The 15,149-nt window shown below is 60.7% G+C and carries 14 protein-coding genes (1 of these 14 only partly in view); 8 read left to right on the forward strand and 6 right to left on the reverse strand.

Annotated elements, in window-relative coordinates; genetic code table 11:
- Positions 1-81: the start of a tyrosine--tRNA ligase gene (tyrS, locus tag F6A13_RS14580; RefSeq protein WP_172959356.1), read on the reverse strand. It extends 1,143 nt beyond the left edge of the window; 81 of the gene's 1,224 nt are visible here — the first part of the coding sequence; the start codon lies at positions 79-81; its stop codon lies beyond the left edge, outside the window.
- A gap of 99 nt (positions 82-180) precedes the next feature.
- The gene (locus F6A13_RS14585) at positions 181-2,472 is read right to left on the reverse strand and encodes a plasma-membrane proton-efflux P-type ATPase (RefSeq protein WP_126604835.1); all 2,292 of its coding nucleotides are present in this window, start codon (positions 2,470-2,472) and stop codon (positions 181-183) included.
- Between the two features lie 240 nt (positions 2,473-2,712).
- On the opposite strand from F6A13_RS14585, the gene panD reads away from it, so the two are divergent.
- The 4 genes from panD to kch all read left to right on the forward strand — a co-directional run bounded on the left by panD (position 2,713) and on the right by kch (position 6,511).
- On the forward strand, positions 2,713-3,096 hold the full coding sequence (gene panD / locus F6A13_RS14590) for an aspartate 1-decarboxylase (protein ID WP_113527659.1): 384 nt from the start codon (positions 2,713-2,715) through the stop codon (positions 3,094-3,096).
- A gap of 48 nt (positions 3,097-3,144) precedes the next feature.
- Positions 3,145-4,338, forward strand: a complete 1,194-nt coding sequence (locus F6A13_RS14595; protein WP_113527658.1) for an MFS transporter — start codon at positions 3,145-3,147, stop codon at positions 4,336-4,338.
- A gap of 122 nt (positions 4,339-4,460) precedes the next feature.
- Positions 4,461-5,183 (forward strand): ribosome biogenesis GTP-binding protein YihA/YsxC, encoded by a 723-nt coding sequence (gene yihA, locus F6A13_RS14600; protein ID WP_353850885.1) that lies wholly within the window; start codon positions 4,461-4,463, stop codon positions 5,181-5,183.
- 65 nt (positions 5,184-5,248) lie between these two features.
- Positions 5,249-6,511 carry a voltage-gated potassium channel protein gene (kch, locus tag F6A13_RS14605; protein WP_113527656.1) on the forward strand — a complete coding sequence of 421 codons (1,263 nt, stop codon included), beginning with the start codon at positions 5,249-5,251 and terminating at the stop codon, positions 6,509-6,511.
- Positions 6,512-6,513: 2 nt separating this feature from the next.
- Here the strand turns inward: kch and polA are convergent, their stop codons facing one another.
- Positions 6,514-9,213, reverse strand: coding sequence for a DNA polymerase I (polA, locus tag F6A13_RS14610; protein WP_126604834.1), 2,700 nt, complete (start codon positions 9,211-9,213; stop codon positions 6,514-6,516).
- A 69-nt stretch (positions 9,214-9,282) separates the two neighbouring features.
- On the opposite strand from polA, the gene F6A13_RS14615 reads away from it, so the two are divergent.
- The 3 genes from F6A13_RS14615 to F6A13_RS14625 are packed head-to-tail and all read left to right on the forward strand — an operon-like array spanning position 9,283 to position 11,333.
- On the forward strand, positions 9,283-10,002 hold the full coding sequence (locus tag F6A13_RS14615) for a TIGR00730 family Rossman fold protein (RefSeq protein ID WP_113527654.1): 720 nt from the start codon (positions 9,283-9,285) through the stop codon (positions 10,000-10,002).
- A 20-nt stretch (positions 10,003-10,022) separates the two neighbouring features.
- The gene (locus F6A13_RS14620) at positions 10,023-10,358 is read left to right on the forward strand and encodes a DUF2782 domain-containing protein (protein WP_113527653.1); all 336 of its coding nucleotides are present in this window, start codon (positions 10,023-10,025) and stop codon (positions 10,356-10,358) included.
- A gap of 42 nt (positions 10,359-10,400) precedes the next feature.
- On the forward strand, positions 10,401-11,333 hold the full coding sequence (locus tag F6A13_RS14625; protein ID WP_126604832.1) for a homoserine kinase: 933 nt from the start codon (positions 10,401-10,403) through the stop codon (positions 11,331-11,333).
- A 37-nt stretch (positions 11,334-11,370) separates the two neighbouring features.
- On the opposite strand, the gene F6A13_RS14630 is transcribed toward F6A13_RS14625, so the two are convergent.
- Positions 11,371-11,694, reverse strand: coding sequence for a hypothetical protein (locus F6A13_RS14630; RefSeq protein ID WP_113527651.1), 324 nt, complete (start codon positions 11,692-11,694; stop codon positions 11,371-11,373).
- Positions 11,695-11,895: 201 nt separating this feature from the next.
- Between F6A13_RS14630 and F6A13_RS14635 the strand changes: the two genes are divergently transcribed.
- Positions 11,896-12,498 carry a cytochrome b/b6 domain-containing protein gene (locus F6A13_RS14635; RefSeq protein WP_113527650.1) on the forward strand — a complete coding sequence of 201 codons (603 nt, stop codon included), beginning with the start codon at positions 11,896-11,898 and terminating at the stop codon, positions 12,496-12,498.
- A gap of 10 nt (positions 12,499-12,508) precedes the next feature.
- Here F6A13_RS14635 and F6A13_RS14640 read toward each other — a convergent pair whose 3' ends face one another.
- A complete protein-coding gene (locus F6A13_RS14640; RefSeq protein ID WP_126604829.1) occupies positions 12,509-12,916 on the reverse strand; it encodes a ComEA family DNA-binding protein in 408 nt (135 codons plus the stop codon).
- Positions 12,917-12,934: 18 nt separating this feature from the next.
- On the reverse strand, positions 12,935-15,064 hold the full coding sequence (locus F6A13_RS14645; RefSeq protein ID WP_126604827.1) for a UvrD-helicase domain-containing protein: 2,130 nt from the start codon (positions 15,062-15,064) through the stop codon (positions 12,935-12,937).
- Positions 15,065-15,149 lie beyond the last annotated feature (85 nt).

The following is a 15,149-nucleotide window of genomic DNA, read 5'->3' on the forward strand; positions in this document are numbered from 1 at the left end:
CGCCAGCATTTCGCCTTCGGGCAGCATGTCGACGGTGCCAAGCGCGATTTGTTCGAATGTATCCTGATGCTTCATAGTCATAAATTGGCCGGTGTTTTGTGATGAGGCTGCATATTAGCATTGGCGGGCTCCCGGCTGAATGCTCTTTGCCGACATCGGGATTGGCGTCATGGGTCACGGTCAGGCACTGGTTAGTCGCCGCAACAAAGGCACCTTGATCTGGTCGAGGATCAGGGTGTAGAGCATCGTCGCCAGGAGCAGGCCGGCGATAAGCGGTATCGGTAAGGGCGCCATCAACCAACCCATCGCAGCCAGACCGCCCACCACCAGAATATCCGCGAGACTGGCCCAAAGCAGGAAGCGACCGGGGACTGACGCCCAGAGATGGCCGCGCTCCCGCACCAAAAAGACATTGGCCAGGCCGGAAAATACCAGGCCAAGGAAATCCAGGGTCTGCACCGATGCCAACGACAGCCCCAGCGACCGGCCCACACCATACACGGCGAAGATATAAATCAGCCAGGCGAAGGCAACGACCAGCGAGGAAAATACCAGGGTATGTATGTCCCAGCGATCCGGTTTTGGCGAGGGGCGCACGTTGTCCTCCGCCAGGGACATGGTCACGAAATCATTGGCGAAGAGCAGCAGAAGAACCAGCAGTGGGGTAACCACAAAGCTGCGGAACAGCAGGAAGCCCAGGCTCAGGAACAGGGCGACCTGAAAAACTTTGACAATTTTATTGAGGGTATAGGTGAGCATGCGCTGATAGACGCGCCGGCCGGTGACCACCGCATCAAACACCCCCTGCAGACCGGGCGTGGTGAGCACGAGGCTGGCCGCCGCCTTGGCAACATCGGTGGCGCTTTCCACGGCGACGCCCATCTCTGCCTGTTTGAGGGCGGGGGCGTCGTTGACCCCGTCGCCCGTCATTCCGACGATCCGGCCTTTTTTCTGCAAACCTTGTACCAGATGAAACTTGTCAGCGGGGAAAACCCCGGCATACACGCCACAGTCCTCCGCCAGGGCCTTGCCGTCACAAACGCTGCCCATGATACCCAGCGCTGTGGCAACATTTTTTGCGGTCTGCGGACTGTCACCGGTGACCATGCGCACCTGCACGCCCAGTTCCTGCAATTGTTGAACGACTTGGGCCGCATCCGGGCGGATCGGATCAGCGAGCGCAAGCAGACCGAAAAATCGTGGTTGGCCATCCGGGCCCGCTGCCACGGCGAGCACCCTTGCGCCACCGGCGGCGAGATCCGTTGTCGCCTGTTCCCAGTCCGTATTGCCGCAGAGTTTGGCGATGATCTGGGGTGAGCCTTTGAGTGCGCGCCAGGATGCGCCGTCCTGCATGAAAACCCCCTCCGAACGCTTGGTAGCGGGATCAAAAGGCACGAACTGCTGACGATCAGGGAGGTGGGGGGTCTGGGCTAGCGACGCCTGGAGAACGGCGAGATCAATGGGATCCTGAGTGGCGCTGTCGCTGGCGATGGCCGCCATCTTCAGAAGCTCCGCCTCTTCCACGCCGGGCCAACCCTTTGCCTGACTGAGGCTGAGACGGTTCTGCGTGAGAGTGCCGGTTTTGTCACTACAGAGGTCGCTCATGGCAGCGGCTTCTTCCACGGCGGCCAGGCGGGTAACCAGCACACCCCGATGCACCAGATGCAGGGAGGAGATGGCCGTAGCCAGGGTGAAAGTGGCGGGCAGCGCCACTGGTACCGAAGCAACCAGCAGGATGAGCGCAAAAGGCAATATTTCCGCAAGAGGGACGTGACTGGCGGCTGCGTAAATCAGGATCGCGGCGACGAGAATGACGTCCATCATTACCAGATAGCGGACGATGGAAAGCACCAGTTCTTCCAGGTGACTTTTGGCACCGGCGCCGCGCACCAGTTCAGCGGTCTTGCCAAAATAACTTTTGGCCCCCGTGGCCGTAACTTCCCCCGAAGCTTCGCCGCGACGGACGACCGAGGCGGAATAGAGGGTGTCGCCCGCCGCCCGCTCCACGGGCATGGATTCCCCCGTCAGGGCGGATTGGTCCACCAATATGCCGCCATCGCTGAGACACAGATCGGCGGGAACCATATCCCCAACCCGTACATGAACCAGATCGCCTGGCACAAGGTCGGCGGCCGGGATACTTTGCCATCGTCCATCGCGACAGGCGCGGGCCTGAATCCGCAATCTCTCTTTCAGCAGTTCCAGCGCGCTCTGCGCCTTGCGTTCCTGGCTGAAACCGAGCACTCCATTAAAAATGAGGAGCAAAGTGATGATGATCGCTTCTGGCCACCTACCCAATATGGTTTCCAGAATCAGGGTGCCTTCCAGCATCCAAGGTACCGGTGCCCAGAACTTGTGGAGAAAGAGAAGCCAGTTTTTGGGTTTTTCTTCGGTGACTGCATTGGGGCCATATTGGGCAAGCCGTTGCCGCGCTTCATCACTACCCAGTCCGCTACAGGTGTTTTCCGGCATATTCCGTTATCCTGATATCTTTTACGTTTTTCCAAGTATAGAACCCCGAGACCTGCGAAGGTTCCCCCACAGGCCATGCTGGTAGTAAACTGCGCAGATCGCGTTGTATGGGGAGCATGGCGTCATGTTAAACCTTCTGGGAAAAATGGTGATTGAGGCAGGGATGCCGGCTGCCCTGGCGTCTGTCGCCCGGGGGGCAATCCGGCTGACCAGCCGCCCGCCCCGGGAAGAGGGTCGGCGATGATTCTGTTAACCCTCCTGAAGGGCAAACTGCATCGGGTGCGGGTCACGGCTGTCGAACTGGAATACGAGGGTTCCTGTGCGATCGACAGCGACCTGTTGGCTGCGGCGGGCATTCATCCTTATGAGCAGATACACATTTACGATGTGAATAACGGTGACCGATTCAGTACCTACGCGATCAGCGCGTCAGCGGGGTCGGGCATCATTTCGGTCAATGGTGCGGCGGCGCGCAGAGTGTCCCTGGGAGATGTGCTGATCATCGCCGCCTACGCGCAGGCCACCGCAGATGCCGTGGCCGGTTTCCGGCCGCAACTGGTATATGTAGACGAGCACAATCGCATCATACCGCGCAATCAGCACATTGACTCCGCCCCTGCCTGAACGACACCCCCCTTGCTGAAAGGGGTCCCCCGTACTGCGCGACTGCTGATGGGTGCACGAGCTGCGCGCAGCGTGGGGCAGGGTGCGCTGGTCGTCGACTTTGCACTCTATCTGCATGCCCTGCATTGGTCGGCATTGACTATCGGCCTCCTGTACTCGGCCAGCCTGCTGGTCGGCGCTGTGGCGACACTGCTGGTGGGCCCCCTGAGCGATCAATATGGTGCCAAAGGCTTTCTGCTGGGCTACGAGGCAGTTCAACTCATCGCGGCGTCCATTGCGCTGAGTACCGCCCAGCCCGTCTGGCTCACTCTGGCAGCCGTATTGGGCGGGTTCGGTCGCGGCGCCAACGGCGGGGCAGGGCCCTTCGCACCAGCGGAGCAATCCTGGATGTCCCGGAGTGTAACCCGCGGGCAATGGGGGCAGGTGTTCCATTTGAATACCAGCATCGGGCTTCTGGGGATGGCCGCCGGCGCTACGCTGGCAACCTTACCCGGCATATTAGCGGGCGTATTGCCGGGTACCGAGGCCTACAGACTGCTCTTCCTGGTTGTCTTGCTGGGTTCGCTTATCTGTCTGCTGTTCTTGGGTGCGGCAAAAGAATCGACAGTCGATACGGCATCCGCAGTGCAAAGTGAGCAGATACAGACTGCCCCCCCGGAGGTGCGCAAGCCCATCTGGCGGGTGTTGCTGACTTTTGGCACTATCAATGCGCTGAATGGCCTGGGAATTGGCATGGTGGGACCGTTGATGGCGTACTGGTTTCACCTGCGCTTTGGGGTAGGGCCCGCGGCGATTGGCGGCGCGATGGCCCTCGCCTTCGTCAGTGCCGCTGTCATGTCGCTGATCGGTCTGCGCCTCATTCGGCGCTTTGGCCTGGTCGGAACGGTTTTGCGTATGCGTCTGCTCGGGCTGGCGCTGCTGCTGGCTCTGCCGTTTGCACCGTTTTTCTGGGTGGCGATGCTGCTCTTCATCGCCCGTGCGGCTTTGAATCAGGGGAGCATAGGCTCACGGCAGGCCCTCTTTCTGGGGCTGGTGGGCAAAAGCCAACGTGGTCTGGCCGCGACGGTGAACAGCCTGTCTGTACAGGCACCGCGCTCTATCGGCCCGACCATTACCGCCATGTTCTTTCAGGCAGAGATGCTGGTAACACCTTTTTTGGTTGCGGGGGCGCTGCAAGGCGCTTATCTATACTTTTTCCAGCGGTTTTTTAGCCGGGCGGAGGACCACGACCAAACCGCGTAGCCGGTGGCGCTGTCCGTCGCCGGACATGGTCAGGCGCCACCGGCGGCTACCATCGTATCGGGCCGTTTACGGCCGCACCGGGCCAGACCCAAGCGGTGACAGGCATAAATTTGGGCTTCCGATTGCCAGATAAGGCGCATGGCGACTATGCTCTGGGCATGGACCATACCAACCCCAATTCCTTTCGTTTCGCGCCGCTACGGCGGGCAGCCTATCGCCTGAGTGTGACCCAGCCTAGCCAGTTGCCCGCCGATGATGGCGCCGAAGTGGCCATTGCCGGCCGTTCCAATGTCGGTAAGTCATCCACCCTCAATATGCTGACCGAGCGCCGCGCACTGGCGCGGGTCAGCCGCACCCCGGGCCGTACCCAGGCCATCAATATTTTCGATCTCGATCCGGGGCAACGCCTCGTGGACCTGCCCGGCTACGGGTACGCCAAGGTCCCCGAGGCACTGCGGCGCTCCTGGGGGCCACTGCTGGAACAATATCTACGGCGGCGCGGCAGCTTGCGCGGATTGATCCTGGTCATGGATATCCGCCACCCCTATACTGCCCATGATGCCGACCTCATTGCCTTCGCGGAGGGCTGCAATAGACCGGTGCATGTCTTGCTCAACAAAGCAGACAAACTCAGCCGCGGTGCGGCGATTCAGGAAATGGCCCGCTTGCGGCGGATTCCGGAATTGCAGGGGGTCGATATGCAGCTATTTTCCGCCCAGTCAGGGTTGGGTATCGATGAGTTGCATGAACGTATAGCAAGATGGTTCACACCGGATTCAGAAAAAGAAACCCCAGCCGAAGCCGGGGCTAATAGCGAGTTCTCAAAGGGAGGGGAGAACTCATGATCCGGTCAGGGAGGGTAGACCGGACCCAGACAACCAACGGGTCATCTACAGCGTTGGAGTGACGCGTGCCAAAAAAGTTCAGTGAACAACATCCCTGGCATGTTTTGCGGCCAGACCGGCGTGCCCGCTGGCGCGCGCGCAGGCAGCACTGGACGAACGTCCTCCACCTGGAGGACTGGTATCCGCATTTTCCCATCGCGGCGGCGGTAGGTTTTCTCGGGCTCTTCAATATCCTCCCGGCGCTGGAGCATCTGCTGGGCCTGAGCTACGTCGACAGTCTGGCGGATGTCTCGCACAGCTTTGTGCTGGATGCCTTTCGCGGCGTTCCCCAGGGTGCTGCGGGCGTGGTGTTGCTGATCATGTCCCTGGGCCTGGTCTTCCGCTCCCGTTTCGCCTGGGCTATCGTCCTGACCATGGCGACGGCCATCCTCGCCTTTGGCATTTACCGCCATCCTCAGCAGATTTCCGTGCTGCTCTGTTATAATGCCGCGCTGGTCTTTTTCCTCTGGATATTTCGCGGCCGTTTTAACCGCAGCAGTCTGGCCACCGGCACGCTGTTTGCGTTGGTCGGCGCCATCATGGTCATGAGCTACGGCGTCTTTGGCGCATATATTCTGGGGAACGGGTTCAGACCGCAGATTCATAGCCTGTCTACGGCACTGTATTTTTCGGTGGTCACCATGGCTACCGTGGGCTACGGCGATATCCTGCCGGTCAGCAACGAAGCGCGACTTTTTGTGGTATCTTTAATCGTGCTGGGGATAACGGTGTTTGCCACGTCGCTTTCGGCCATTATCGTTCCGGCAGTGAACAACCGCCTGCAATCCGCCCTGCAAGGAGAAAAGCGCCACATGATCCGCAAAGGCCATTATATTATTGCGGGCGACACCCCGCTGGCGCGCAACAGCTATCGCGAACTCAAGAGTCGCAATCTACCCGTGGTAATGGTTATGGGGCATCAGCCTGATGACTCCATCTATCAGCCGGAAGATCTCATTATCGGCGACTCCAGCGACACGGATGTGCTGCGCAGTGCCGGGGCCGACCAGGCGGCGGCCGTACTTGCCCTACGCGCCGACGACTCCGAAAACGCCTTTGTGGTGTTGGCGGTCAAAGAAATGGAGGGCTCCGCCAAAACCGTAGCTGCCGTCAACGATAGCAAAAATCTGGGACGCGTCCGCCGGGTGCAGCCGGACATGATCATCGCCCCGCAGGTGCTGGGCGGGGAACTGTTGGCCATGGCCCTCAATGGCGAACAACTGGACAGCGATGCAGTGATGAAGATGTTCCGCTTCAGCAGCGGAACGGAGACTGCCGGGAAAGCCTGAGTTCAGCCGTGCGCTTCATCCCAGTGCTTGCCGATACCCAACCCCACGAGGAGCGGCACCGCCAGTTCCGCTACACCCTCCATACGCGCCTTTAGTGCCGACTTCGCAGCCTCCAGGCCGGCCTCCGGCACCTCCAGAATCAGTTCGTCGTGTACCTGGAGAATCATCCGACCACGCTCGGGCTGTTCCTGCAACCAGGTATCCACCGCAATCATCGCCATCTTGATGAGATCCGCCGCGGTGCCCTGCATCGGTGCGTTAATGGCCGCACGCTCGGCATAATTACGCCGGGCCGGGTTGCTGGAGCGAATTTCCGGTACATACAGGCGACGGCCAAAGAGCGTCTCTACATAGCCCTGCTTTTTCGCCAGGGCACGGGTCTGCTCCATATATTCGAGAACACCCAGATAGCGCTCAAAGTAACGGTCCATGTACTGTCGCGCGGCCGTCTGATCAATGCCCAACTGTTGCGCGAGGCCATAGGGCGTCTGCCCGTAAATCAGACCGAAGTTGATAGCCTTGGCGGCACGACGTGCGGCACTGTCCACATCTTCCGGGGCCAGATCAAAGACCTCGGCGGCGGTGACCGCATGAATGTCCTCGCCCTCCGCAAAGGCTTGCAACAGGCGAGCATCCCCGGAGAGATGGGCCAGGATACGCAGTTCGATCTGTGAGTAATCGGCGCTCAGCAGCCAGTGCCCCTCCTCGGCGACAAAAGCCTGGCGGATACGCCGACCCTGTTCGGTACGCACCGGGATATTTTGCAGATTCGGATCGTTGGAGGAAAGGCGTCCGGTGGCCGCGACCGCCTGCTGAAAATGGGTATGGACCCGGCCGGTGTCGGGATTGATCATCTGCGGCAGCGCATCCGCATAGGTGTTTTTGAGCTTGGCCATGCCACGATAATCAAGAATCAGGCGTGGCAGATCGGCATGAACAGCGAGCTGGGCGAGCACGTCTTCATTGGTCGACGGCTGACCGCCGGGGGTTTTCTTGAGTACCGGCAACCGCATCTTGTCGAAGAGGATTTCCTGAATCTGCTTCGGGGAGTTGAGGTTGAAGGATTGCCCCGCCAGAACAAAGGCCTTCTGTTCACAGTCCGCCATGTCTTTACTCAGTTCCGTGCTCAGCACTTCGAGCTGGGCACGATCGATTTTGACGCCCGCTTCTTCCATACGCGCCAGCACCAGCACCAGCGGCATTTCTATTTCCATCAACACGCGCCGCAAGCCCGGCTCGCTGGCGAACCGCGGCCAGAGCTGCGCGTCCACACGCAGACAGACATCGGCATCCTCTGCCGCGTAGGGCAACGCCTCCGCTACCGGCACATCGGCAAAACTACGCGCTGACTTGCCTTTGCCGACCACCTCTTCGTAGCGGATGTTCTGATGTTGCAAGTAGCGCTCGGCGAGGGTGTCTAGATCGTGACCATTGTGACTGCTGTTTAAGACGTAGCTCTCCAGCAACGTGTCGCGGGTCAGGCCGGCGGGGTGGATGCCATGTCGCCAGAAAACCCGCCAATCGTATTTAGCGTTCTGGGCCAGCTTGGCGGCCTGTGGGTCTTCCAGCCACGGGCGCATGGCGGTGAGGACTGCCTGTCGATCCAGTTGCGGACCAGCGTCGCGGTGGCCAACGGGAACGTAGACAGCCTGATAGTCGCCACCGGCCTGCCAGGCGCAGGAAATCCCCACCAGATCGGCATGCAGTGGATCGAGGCTCGTGGTTTCCGTGTCCAAAGCGACCACATCGGCCGCTTTCAGGGCAAGCAGCAGCGCATCCAGCGCTTCCGCACTGGTGATGGCCTGGTAGGCGGCGCGATCTATGTCACTGCTCCGCGTTTCCGGCGCTTTCCCCGCATCGTCCGCCGGCAAGTCCCTGAGCCAGGCCTGAAAACCCAGGCGCTGCGCCAACGCCCGCAGGGCGACCACGTCTGCCGCCTGGCGGGCGTAAGTCGCGACAGGCAGCGTCAGACCACAGCGAATGGTCGCCAGATCGCGGCTCAACGGCAGATAATGTGCGGAGGCACGCAGCGCCTCACCCACCTTGCCGCCGATGTCGCCGGCGTGGGCCAGCACGCCGTCCAGATCGCCATATTGCGTCAACCACCGGGCGGCCGTTTTCGGTCCGACGCCGGGCACGCCGGGGATGTTGTCCACCTTGTCGCCGATCAACGCCAGCAGGTCGGCAATACGCTCCGGCGGTACACCAAAGCGCTCCTCAACCCCGGCCACATCCGTTTCGATACCTTTCATGGTGTCGACAAGCCGCACCCGCGAATTCACCAATTGAGCCATATCCTTGTCGCCGGTGACGATAAGCACCTGCTGGTTGGGCGCCGCCTCCCGGGCCAGGGTGCCGATCACGTCATCCGCCTCCACGTCGGGCTCGATCACGAGCGGCAGGCCAGTGGCCCTGATCCAGTCGTGCAGCAGCGGAACCTGGACTCGTAGCTCCTCCGGCATGGCGGGCCGGTGTGCCTTATACTCAGGATAAAGTCTGTCCCGGAACGTCTCGCCGGGGGCGTCGAATATGACGATGATTTCGTCACTCGGATACTCTTTCAGCAAGCGGCGGAGCATGTTGGCGACGCCGTAAATAGCCCCGGTCGGAAGATTGTCCGGGGCGCGCAAGTCAGGCAGCGCGTGAAAGGCACGATAGAGGAAGCTGGAGGCATCGACGAGGATACGGGGATCTTGGGGCATGGTCTGGGACTTCTCCGCGGATTTCCGTCATAATACGGAAAACTACCACCATTGACACTGGAACGACGGATGCGGGCACATCTTGATGCGGAAAAACTGCGCGACAAGGGCGAGGGGCGCCTCACCCGCGAAGCCTGGAAAATTTTTCAGATTATCGCTGAGTTTGTACATGGTTACGAAAAGCTGGCCGACGTCGAACCCTGCGTCAGCATTTTCGGTTCAGCCCGCATCGAGCCGGAACATCCCTGGTATCTGAAAGCCCAGGAAATTGCCGAGAAGCTCTCCAATGCCGGGTTTTCTGTCATCAGCGGCGGCGGTCCCGGCGTGATGGAAGCTGCCAACAAGGGCGCCTTTCGCGGCACGGGCTACAGCATCGGGCTCAATATCGAACTGCCCCATGAGCAACACACCAACCCTTACCAGGATGTCTCCATATCCTTCGAGCATTTCTACTCACGCAAGGTCATGTTCGTAAAATATGCGGTCGCCTACGTGGTGATGCCGGGCGGTTTCGGAACCCTGGACGAACTGGCGGAGTGCCTGACCCTGGTCCAGACGGGCAAGACCCGCAAAATGCCCATCATCCTGGTGGAGTCCAGCTTCTGGAAAGGGCTGATCGACTGGTGGCAGGGCTCCATGCTTGCGGCAGGCACCATCAGACAGGAAGATCTCGATCTCATCACCATGATCGACGACACCGACGAAGTGGTATCGGCCATTTTTAATCACTATGAAAAACGCGGCTTTGCACCATCCGCCGCTGAGACAGAGGCCCTTCTCAACCTTTAAGGACCCCAGGGAGTATTACCATGTCCATTCGTATCTTCGTGCTGGTTGTCGGTACCTGCTTTGCGTTAGGCGCCAGCCTCTCCACATGGGCGGCGGACAATCTCCAAAAACTGCATCTGCCGACGCTGGCCCCCGAGGCCAAAACCGGACCCAAAGCCGAGATCAAGGTGCCGAAAGGCTCCCGGATCGAGGAATATAAGGTCAATGGCAAGGTGTACATGGTCAAGGTCATCCCACCCAAACCGTTCCCTCCCTACTATCTGGAAGACAAGGGTGGCACCGGCCGCTTCACCGAAGTGCCGCAGACGGCGGCTGAACACCTGAGTGTGCCGCATTGGGTAATTTTCCGCTGGTAATTCTGCCCCGTTCCTTCCCATCTCTGAGCGAAAGTGCCGTTTATGTCTGTTTATACCAATGTCAGCGAACCCGAACTCGCGCAATTTCTCAGAGATTATGACCTCGGCGGCGCCCGCGCGCTGATCGGCATCTCCGCCGGCGTGGAGAACAGCAACTATTTCCTCGACACCGAAAAGGGTCATTTTGTCCTGACAATATTCGAGCGTCTGCCGCGTAATAAAATCCCTTATTTCCTGGATCTTACTGAATGGCTGAGCCTACGCGGCATTCCCTGCCCACGCCCGGTGCACACCACCGCAGGAAACAGTCTCAGTACGTTATGCGGCAAACCGGCGGCCATCGTTCAGCGTCTGAGTGGCGCATCCATCGTGGGGCGGGCACCCTCTGTTGCCGAAATCGGTGTGCTTGGCACCTTGCTGGCGCGCATGCATCTGGCTGGAGAGGCCTTCCCGGAGCGGCACCAAAACCCCGCCGGACTCCTCTGGTGGCAGGAAACGGCCAGATATCTGGTGCCGCACTTGAGCCCGGAAAACAACGCCGTGATTGCGGATGAAATCGCCTATCAGAGCGCCCTGAATCGCAGGGATCTTCCCGGTGGCGTCGTCCATGCGGACCTTTTTCCCGATAATGTCCTGTTCGAAAACGGCCAGATCTCCGGCACCATCGATTTTTACTATGCTGGGGACGATGCCTGGCTTTACGATCTGGCGGTGGTGGCCAATGCCTGGTGCTCGGAAGCCGATGGTCGTTTCGACCGGGCATTGGTTACGGCGTTGTGGGATGCCTATGTGGCTACCCGACCTCCGCGGACCGGCGAGGAAGCATTGTGGTTTCCACTGCTGCGCGCAGCGGCCCTGCGCTTCTGGCTCCTGCGCCTGGATGCCGTGCACTTTCGCCGCCCCGGGACCATCACCCAATGCAAAGACCCGGAGGAATACCGGCGGATTCTCCTCATGCGCCAGCGAGGCGCTTAGCATAAACCTGATGCTGCTCGGAGACATGCCATTGGTATCACGACTGATCATCGGGTGGCTTCTTCCCCGACCAGTGTGCGAGCACCACCAGCGCGAGCCCGAAGAACAGGCCCTCGCTGGCCGGTAAGGCCCAATCCAGCGCATGCCCACCGGCAAGGATCGAGGCGAAGAGTGCAGCCGCCGCCACCATCAGAAAGATCCCCAGACTCTGCATGATTTTTTGAAACCGTATGGTATCGACCGAACTGACCAGGTTCCACAAACCCAGCAAGCGCAGCAGCCGTTGGGTCTGGCGCGGAAAGAGCACGGCCAGGACGATACCTACGGCGATGCAGGTGTTGATGACGTACAACCAGATCATGGGCCTCTCCCTTATCTGCACCAGCCGGTATCCAACGACCTTTCACGCGCGCCGGGCCCCGGGGTTATAGGATATCAGAGTGTTCTTATAATCCTGCCGAGGTCGGGATTCAAGCATCATCTTGGCGGTCTGGCCTGCCTGGGTTAGAGTGCTCCGATCCACCCTGAATCCGGTCCGTTTATGACGTGGAGGCGTCGCCCGATGATCATGTGTGCAGAAGCCAACCCGAAACCGCCCCGTAATATCTGGCCCCGGGAGGGCCGTTGGCTGCATGCAGGGATTGCCTTTGGCGTCACCTGGCAGCTCTGGTCCTCGCTGTGGATGGAGCCCAACTGGAAGCATGCCAACTATAGCAGTGTCGGCGGCATCCTCTTCAGCCTCCATTCCTGGATTGGCCTGATGACGGTGCTGTTCATTCTCTGGCAGTGGTTATGGATTGCCAGCGAACCGCAGATCCGCCGTGAGATCTTTCCTTGGAGGGGGCCATGGGCGCCCATCCTGGCGGATGCCCGCATGCTGCTGCGTGCCCGCCTGCCGCCAACCGGGCCTCGTTGCGGGCTGGCCGGCCTGATGCATGGTCTGGGACTGCTGGCAGTGACCTGCACCGGGGTCATCGGCTCCGTCATTTTCTTTTTCCTGCCCCAGAGCGGAACCCCGCCGGGGGGCACCCTGCACATGCTGGTTCCCTTGCATGAATTCCTGGGTACCGTGGTCTGGGTCTATTGGATCGGGCATGTCGGCATGGCAGCCCTGCATGCCTGGCATCGCGAACCGATCTGGGGGATTTTCCGCCTGATGGACTGAGGCAGATCGCTTAGTCCTTCAGCGAGAAAGCGTTCGTCTGCGGGCCGCTTTCCAGGATGTATCCGTGACTGCCGTGCCGGACAACGCGCTCCTCGCCGGTCGGCACGGCGGTATGGGAATGGCCGGTGTGTCTGGCTGCGGTTTGTGGCAAGGTCGTGGCACCATCGAGACTGAGCACCGGGCGCAACCGCTCCAGGAGCCTGGGACCGATACCGTGAACACTGGCGAGCTCATCCACGCTCCTGAAAGGCCCGTGCGCCTGCCGGTATTCCAGCACCGCCTGGGCCTTGGCCGGACCGATGCCCGGCAACGCATCCAGCGCCGTCGCATCCGCAGTATTGATATTCACCGACGCCCAGACGGCGGGTGCAAACAGCAGAAATAGTACGCACAAAACGCCCTGTAGTTTCATTTTCATCACGCTCCACTCCTTGTTTTAAGGTAACCGCTCCAAAGCCACCACCCCCAGCGCCAGCCATTTGCTTCCCGACGCAAACTGCACCTGAATCCGGCCCTGGCGACCGCCAGCCTCATAATCCAGCACCATTCCCTCGCCAAAGACCGGGTGCTGGAGGCGCGCCCCCAGAGGATAGGGCATTCCGGGTGTCTGTACTCGCACTGGCATGACAGGTCGGCTGATCCGTGCCCGGGGCCTCAGCTCCCGCAGCAGTTCCTGGGGAATCTCCCGCAGAAAGCGCGAGGGCATGGTCATCCGCTCACTGCCGTGCAGGCGGCGGCTCTCGGCATGGCTGATGACCAGCAGACGCATGGCCCGGGTCATGCCGACATAACACAGGCGCCGTTCCTCAGCCAGCCCCTGGGGGTCTTCCAGAGAGCGCTGATGGGGAAACAGCCCCTCTTCCAGCCCCACCAGAAACACCAGCGGGAACTCCAGGCCCTTGGCGCTGTGCAGGCTCATCAACTGCACACAGTCCTCCCAGGCGTCTCCGGCGCCATCCCCGGCTTCCAGGGCAGCGTGGGTCAGGAACTCCGAGAGCATATTGCCCGGTTGCGGCGCAAGATCACCGAGATTGGGGTCGGCGGACCAGTCCTGGGCATAGCCGCGTGCCGCATTGATCAGCTCATCCAGATTCTCCAGGCGGCCTTCGGCGCGGTCGCCCTCGCGACTGTGCCACTCACGTAGGCCGGTGCGGGACAGTACCATCTCCACCCGCTCGCCGAGATCCACCTCCGCCGTTCGTGCGGCGAGATCATCCACCAGATTGAGGAACGCACTGATTTTCGGCTGACCGAGTTCGCCGGCGGCCTGCCAGAGCGAGAGGCCGCGCTCGCGGGCCAGATTCCGCAGACGCTCGACACTGACCGCACCAATGCCCCGCGCTGGCACGTTCACCACCCGTTCGAAAGACGCATCATCGTGACGGTTGGCGGTAAGACGTAGATAGGCCAGCGTATCCTTAATCTCCGCTCGCTCGAAAAAGCGCAGACCACCATAGACCCGATAGGGCATCCCTTCACGCACCAGCACTTCTTCAAAGGCCCGCGACTGGGCATTGGAGCGGTAGAGGATGGCGCAGTCCGCACGCCGCCCACCACCGTCCAGCCATTGCTGAACGCGGCCCACCACATAGCGCGCCTCGTCAAATTCGTTGTAAGCGGTGTAGAGTTGGATGGCTTCACCGCCCCGCTCCGCCGTCCACAGGGTTTTGCCGAGACGATCGGAATTGTGGGCGATCACGGCATTCGCCGCCTGCAGGATGGGTGCCGTAGAACGGTAGTTCTGCTCCAGGCGCACCACCCGCGCCCCGGCAAAGTCTTCGCCGAAGCGGAGCAGATTCTCCACTCGTGCGCCCCGCCAAGCGTAAATGGACTGGTCATCATCGCCGACAGCAAAAATCTGCCCATTCCGGGCCAGCCCCTTCAGCCATGCGTACTGCACCGCGTTGGTGTCCTGAAACTCATCCACCAGAATATGCTGAAAACGGCGCTGATAATGATCGAGGATTTCCGGCGATTCCCAAAGACGCAGGGCGTAGAGCAACAGGTCACCGAAGTCCACCAGCCCGGAGCGCTTTTTAGCCGCTTCATAGGCGCTGTAGATGGGAATGAAGGGCGCCGCTGCCGGACCTTCATATTGTTGCACCTGTTCCGGCCGCCAACCCTCGTCTTTCCAGCGGCCGATACGCCCGGCCATGGCGCGCGGCGGCCACTGCTTCTCATCCATCTGCGCTTCGCGCATGATCCGCCGCAGCAGGCGCTGACTATCGTCGGCATCCAGGACCTGAAAGTCTGCAGGCAGGCCCAGCACTTCGTGATGCATGCGCAACAGACGGTGGGCGATGCCGTGGAAGGTGCCCATCCACAAGGCCCGCAAGTCCATGGCCACCATGCCATCCAATCGCCCGCGCATGGCGCGTGCCGCCTTGTTGGTGAAGGTCACCGCAAGAATTGCGCCAGGGTATACGTCCCCTTCCAGCAGGTGGGCGATACGACTGGTCAGCACCCGCGTTTTTCCCGATCCTGCCCCCGCCAGCACCAGCGCCGGACCGGGCGGCAGGGTTACCGCCTCCATCTGGCGGGGATTGAGAGCAGACCATTCAGACACGACAACTCCTTGCGCGCACGCGCCCAGGCTTGAAAATACGGCGTAATGACCGCATTGTGGCAGGCAGACTTGCAGTCGGACCGCT

The sequence above is a fragment of the Acidithiobacillus sp. 'AMD consortium' genome, from assembly GCF_008926505.1.
Taxonomy (GTDB): Bacteria; Pseudomonadota; Gammaproteobacteria; order Acidithiobacillales; family Acidithiobacillaceae; genus Acidithiobacillus; species Acidithiobacillus ferridurans.

What these genes read in the sequence shown, in the direction of transcription:
- F6A13_RS14640 (WP_126604829.1), bottom strand. Translation starts at nt 12,916, where the DNA reads ATGAAAATGAAACTACAGGGCGTTTTGTGCGTACTATTTCTGCTGTTT.
- F6A13_RS14620 (WP_113527653.1), top strand. Translation starts at nt 10,023, where the DNA reads ATGTCCATTCGTATCTTCGTGCTGGTTGTCGGTACCTGCTTTGCGTTA.
- F6A13_RS14615 (WP_113527654.1), top strand. Translation starts at nt 9,283, where the DNA reads ATGCGGGCACATCTTGATGCGGAAAAACTGCGCGACAAGGGCGAGGGG.
- F6A13_RS14635 (WP_113527650.1), top strand. Translation starts at nt 11,896, where the DNA reads ATGATCATGTGTGCAGAAGCCAACCCGAAACCGCCCCGTAATATCTGG.
- polA (WP_126604834.1), bottom strand. Translation starts at nt 9,213, where the DNA reads ATGCCCCAAGATCCCCGTATCCTCGTCGATGCCTCCAGCTTCCTCTAT.
- F6A13_RS14630 (WP_113527651.1), bottom strand. Translation starts at nt 11,694, where the DNA reads ATGATCTGGTTGTACGTCATCAACACCTGCATCGCCGTAGGTATCGTC.
- panD (WP_113527659.1), top strand. Translation starts at nt 2,713, where the DNA reads ATGATTCTGTTAACCCTCCTGAAGGGCAAACTGCATCGGGTGCGGGTC.
- F6A13_RS14625 (WP_126604832.1), top strand. Translation starts at nt 10,401, where the DNA reads ATGTCTGTTTATACCAATGTCAGCGAACCCGAACTCGCGCAATTTCTC.
- F6A13_RS14595 (WP_113527658.1), top strand. Translation starts at nt 3,145, where the DNA reads ATGGGTGCACGAGCTGCGCGCAGCGTGGGGCAGGGTGCGCTGGTCGTC.
- F6A13_RS14585 (WP_126604835.1), bottom strand. Translation starts at nt 2,472, where the DNA reads ATGCCGGAAAACACCTGTAGCGGACTGGGTAGTGATGAAGCGCGGCAA.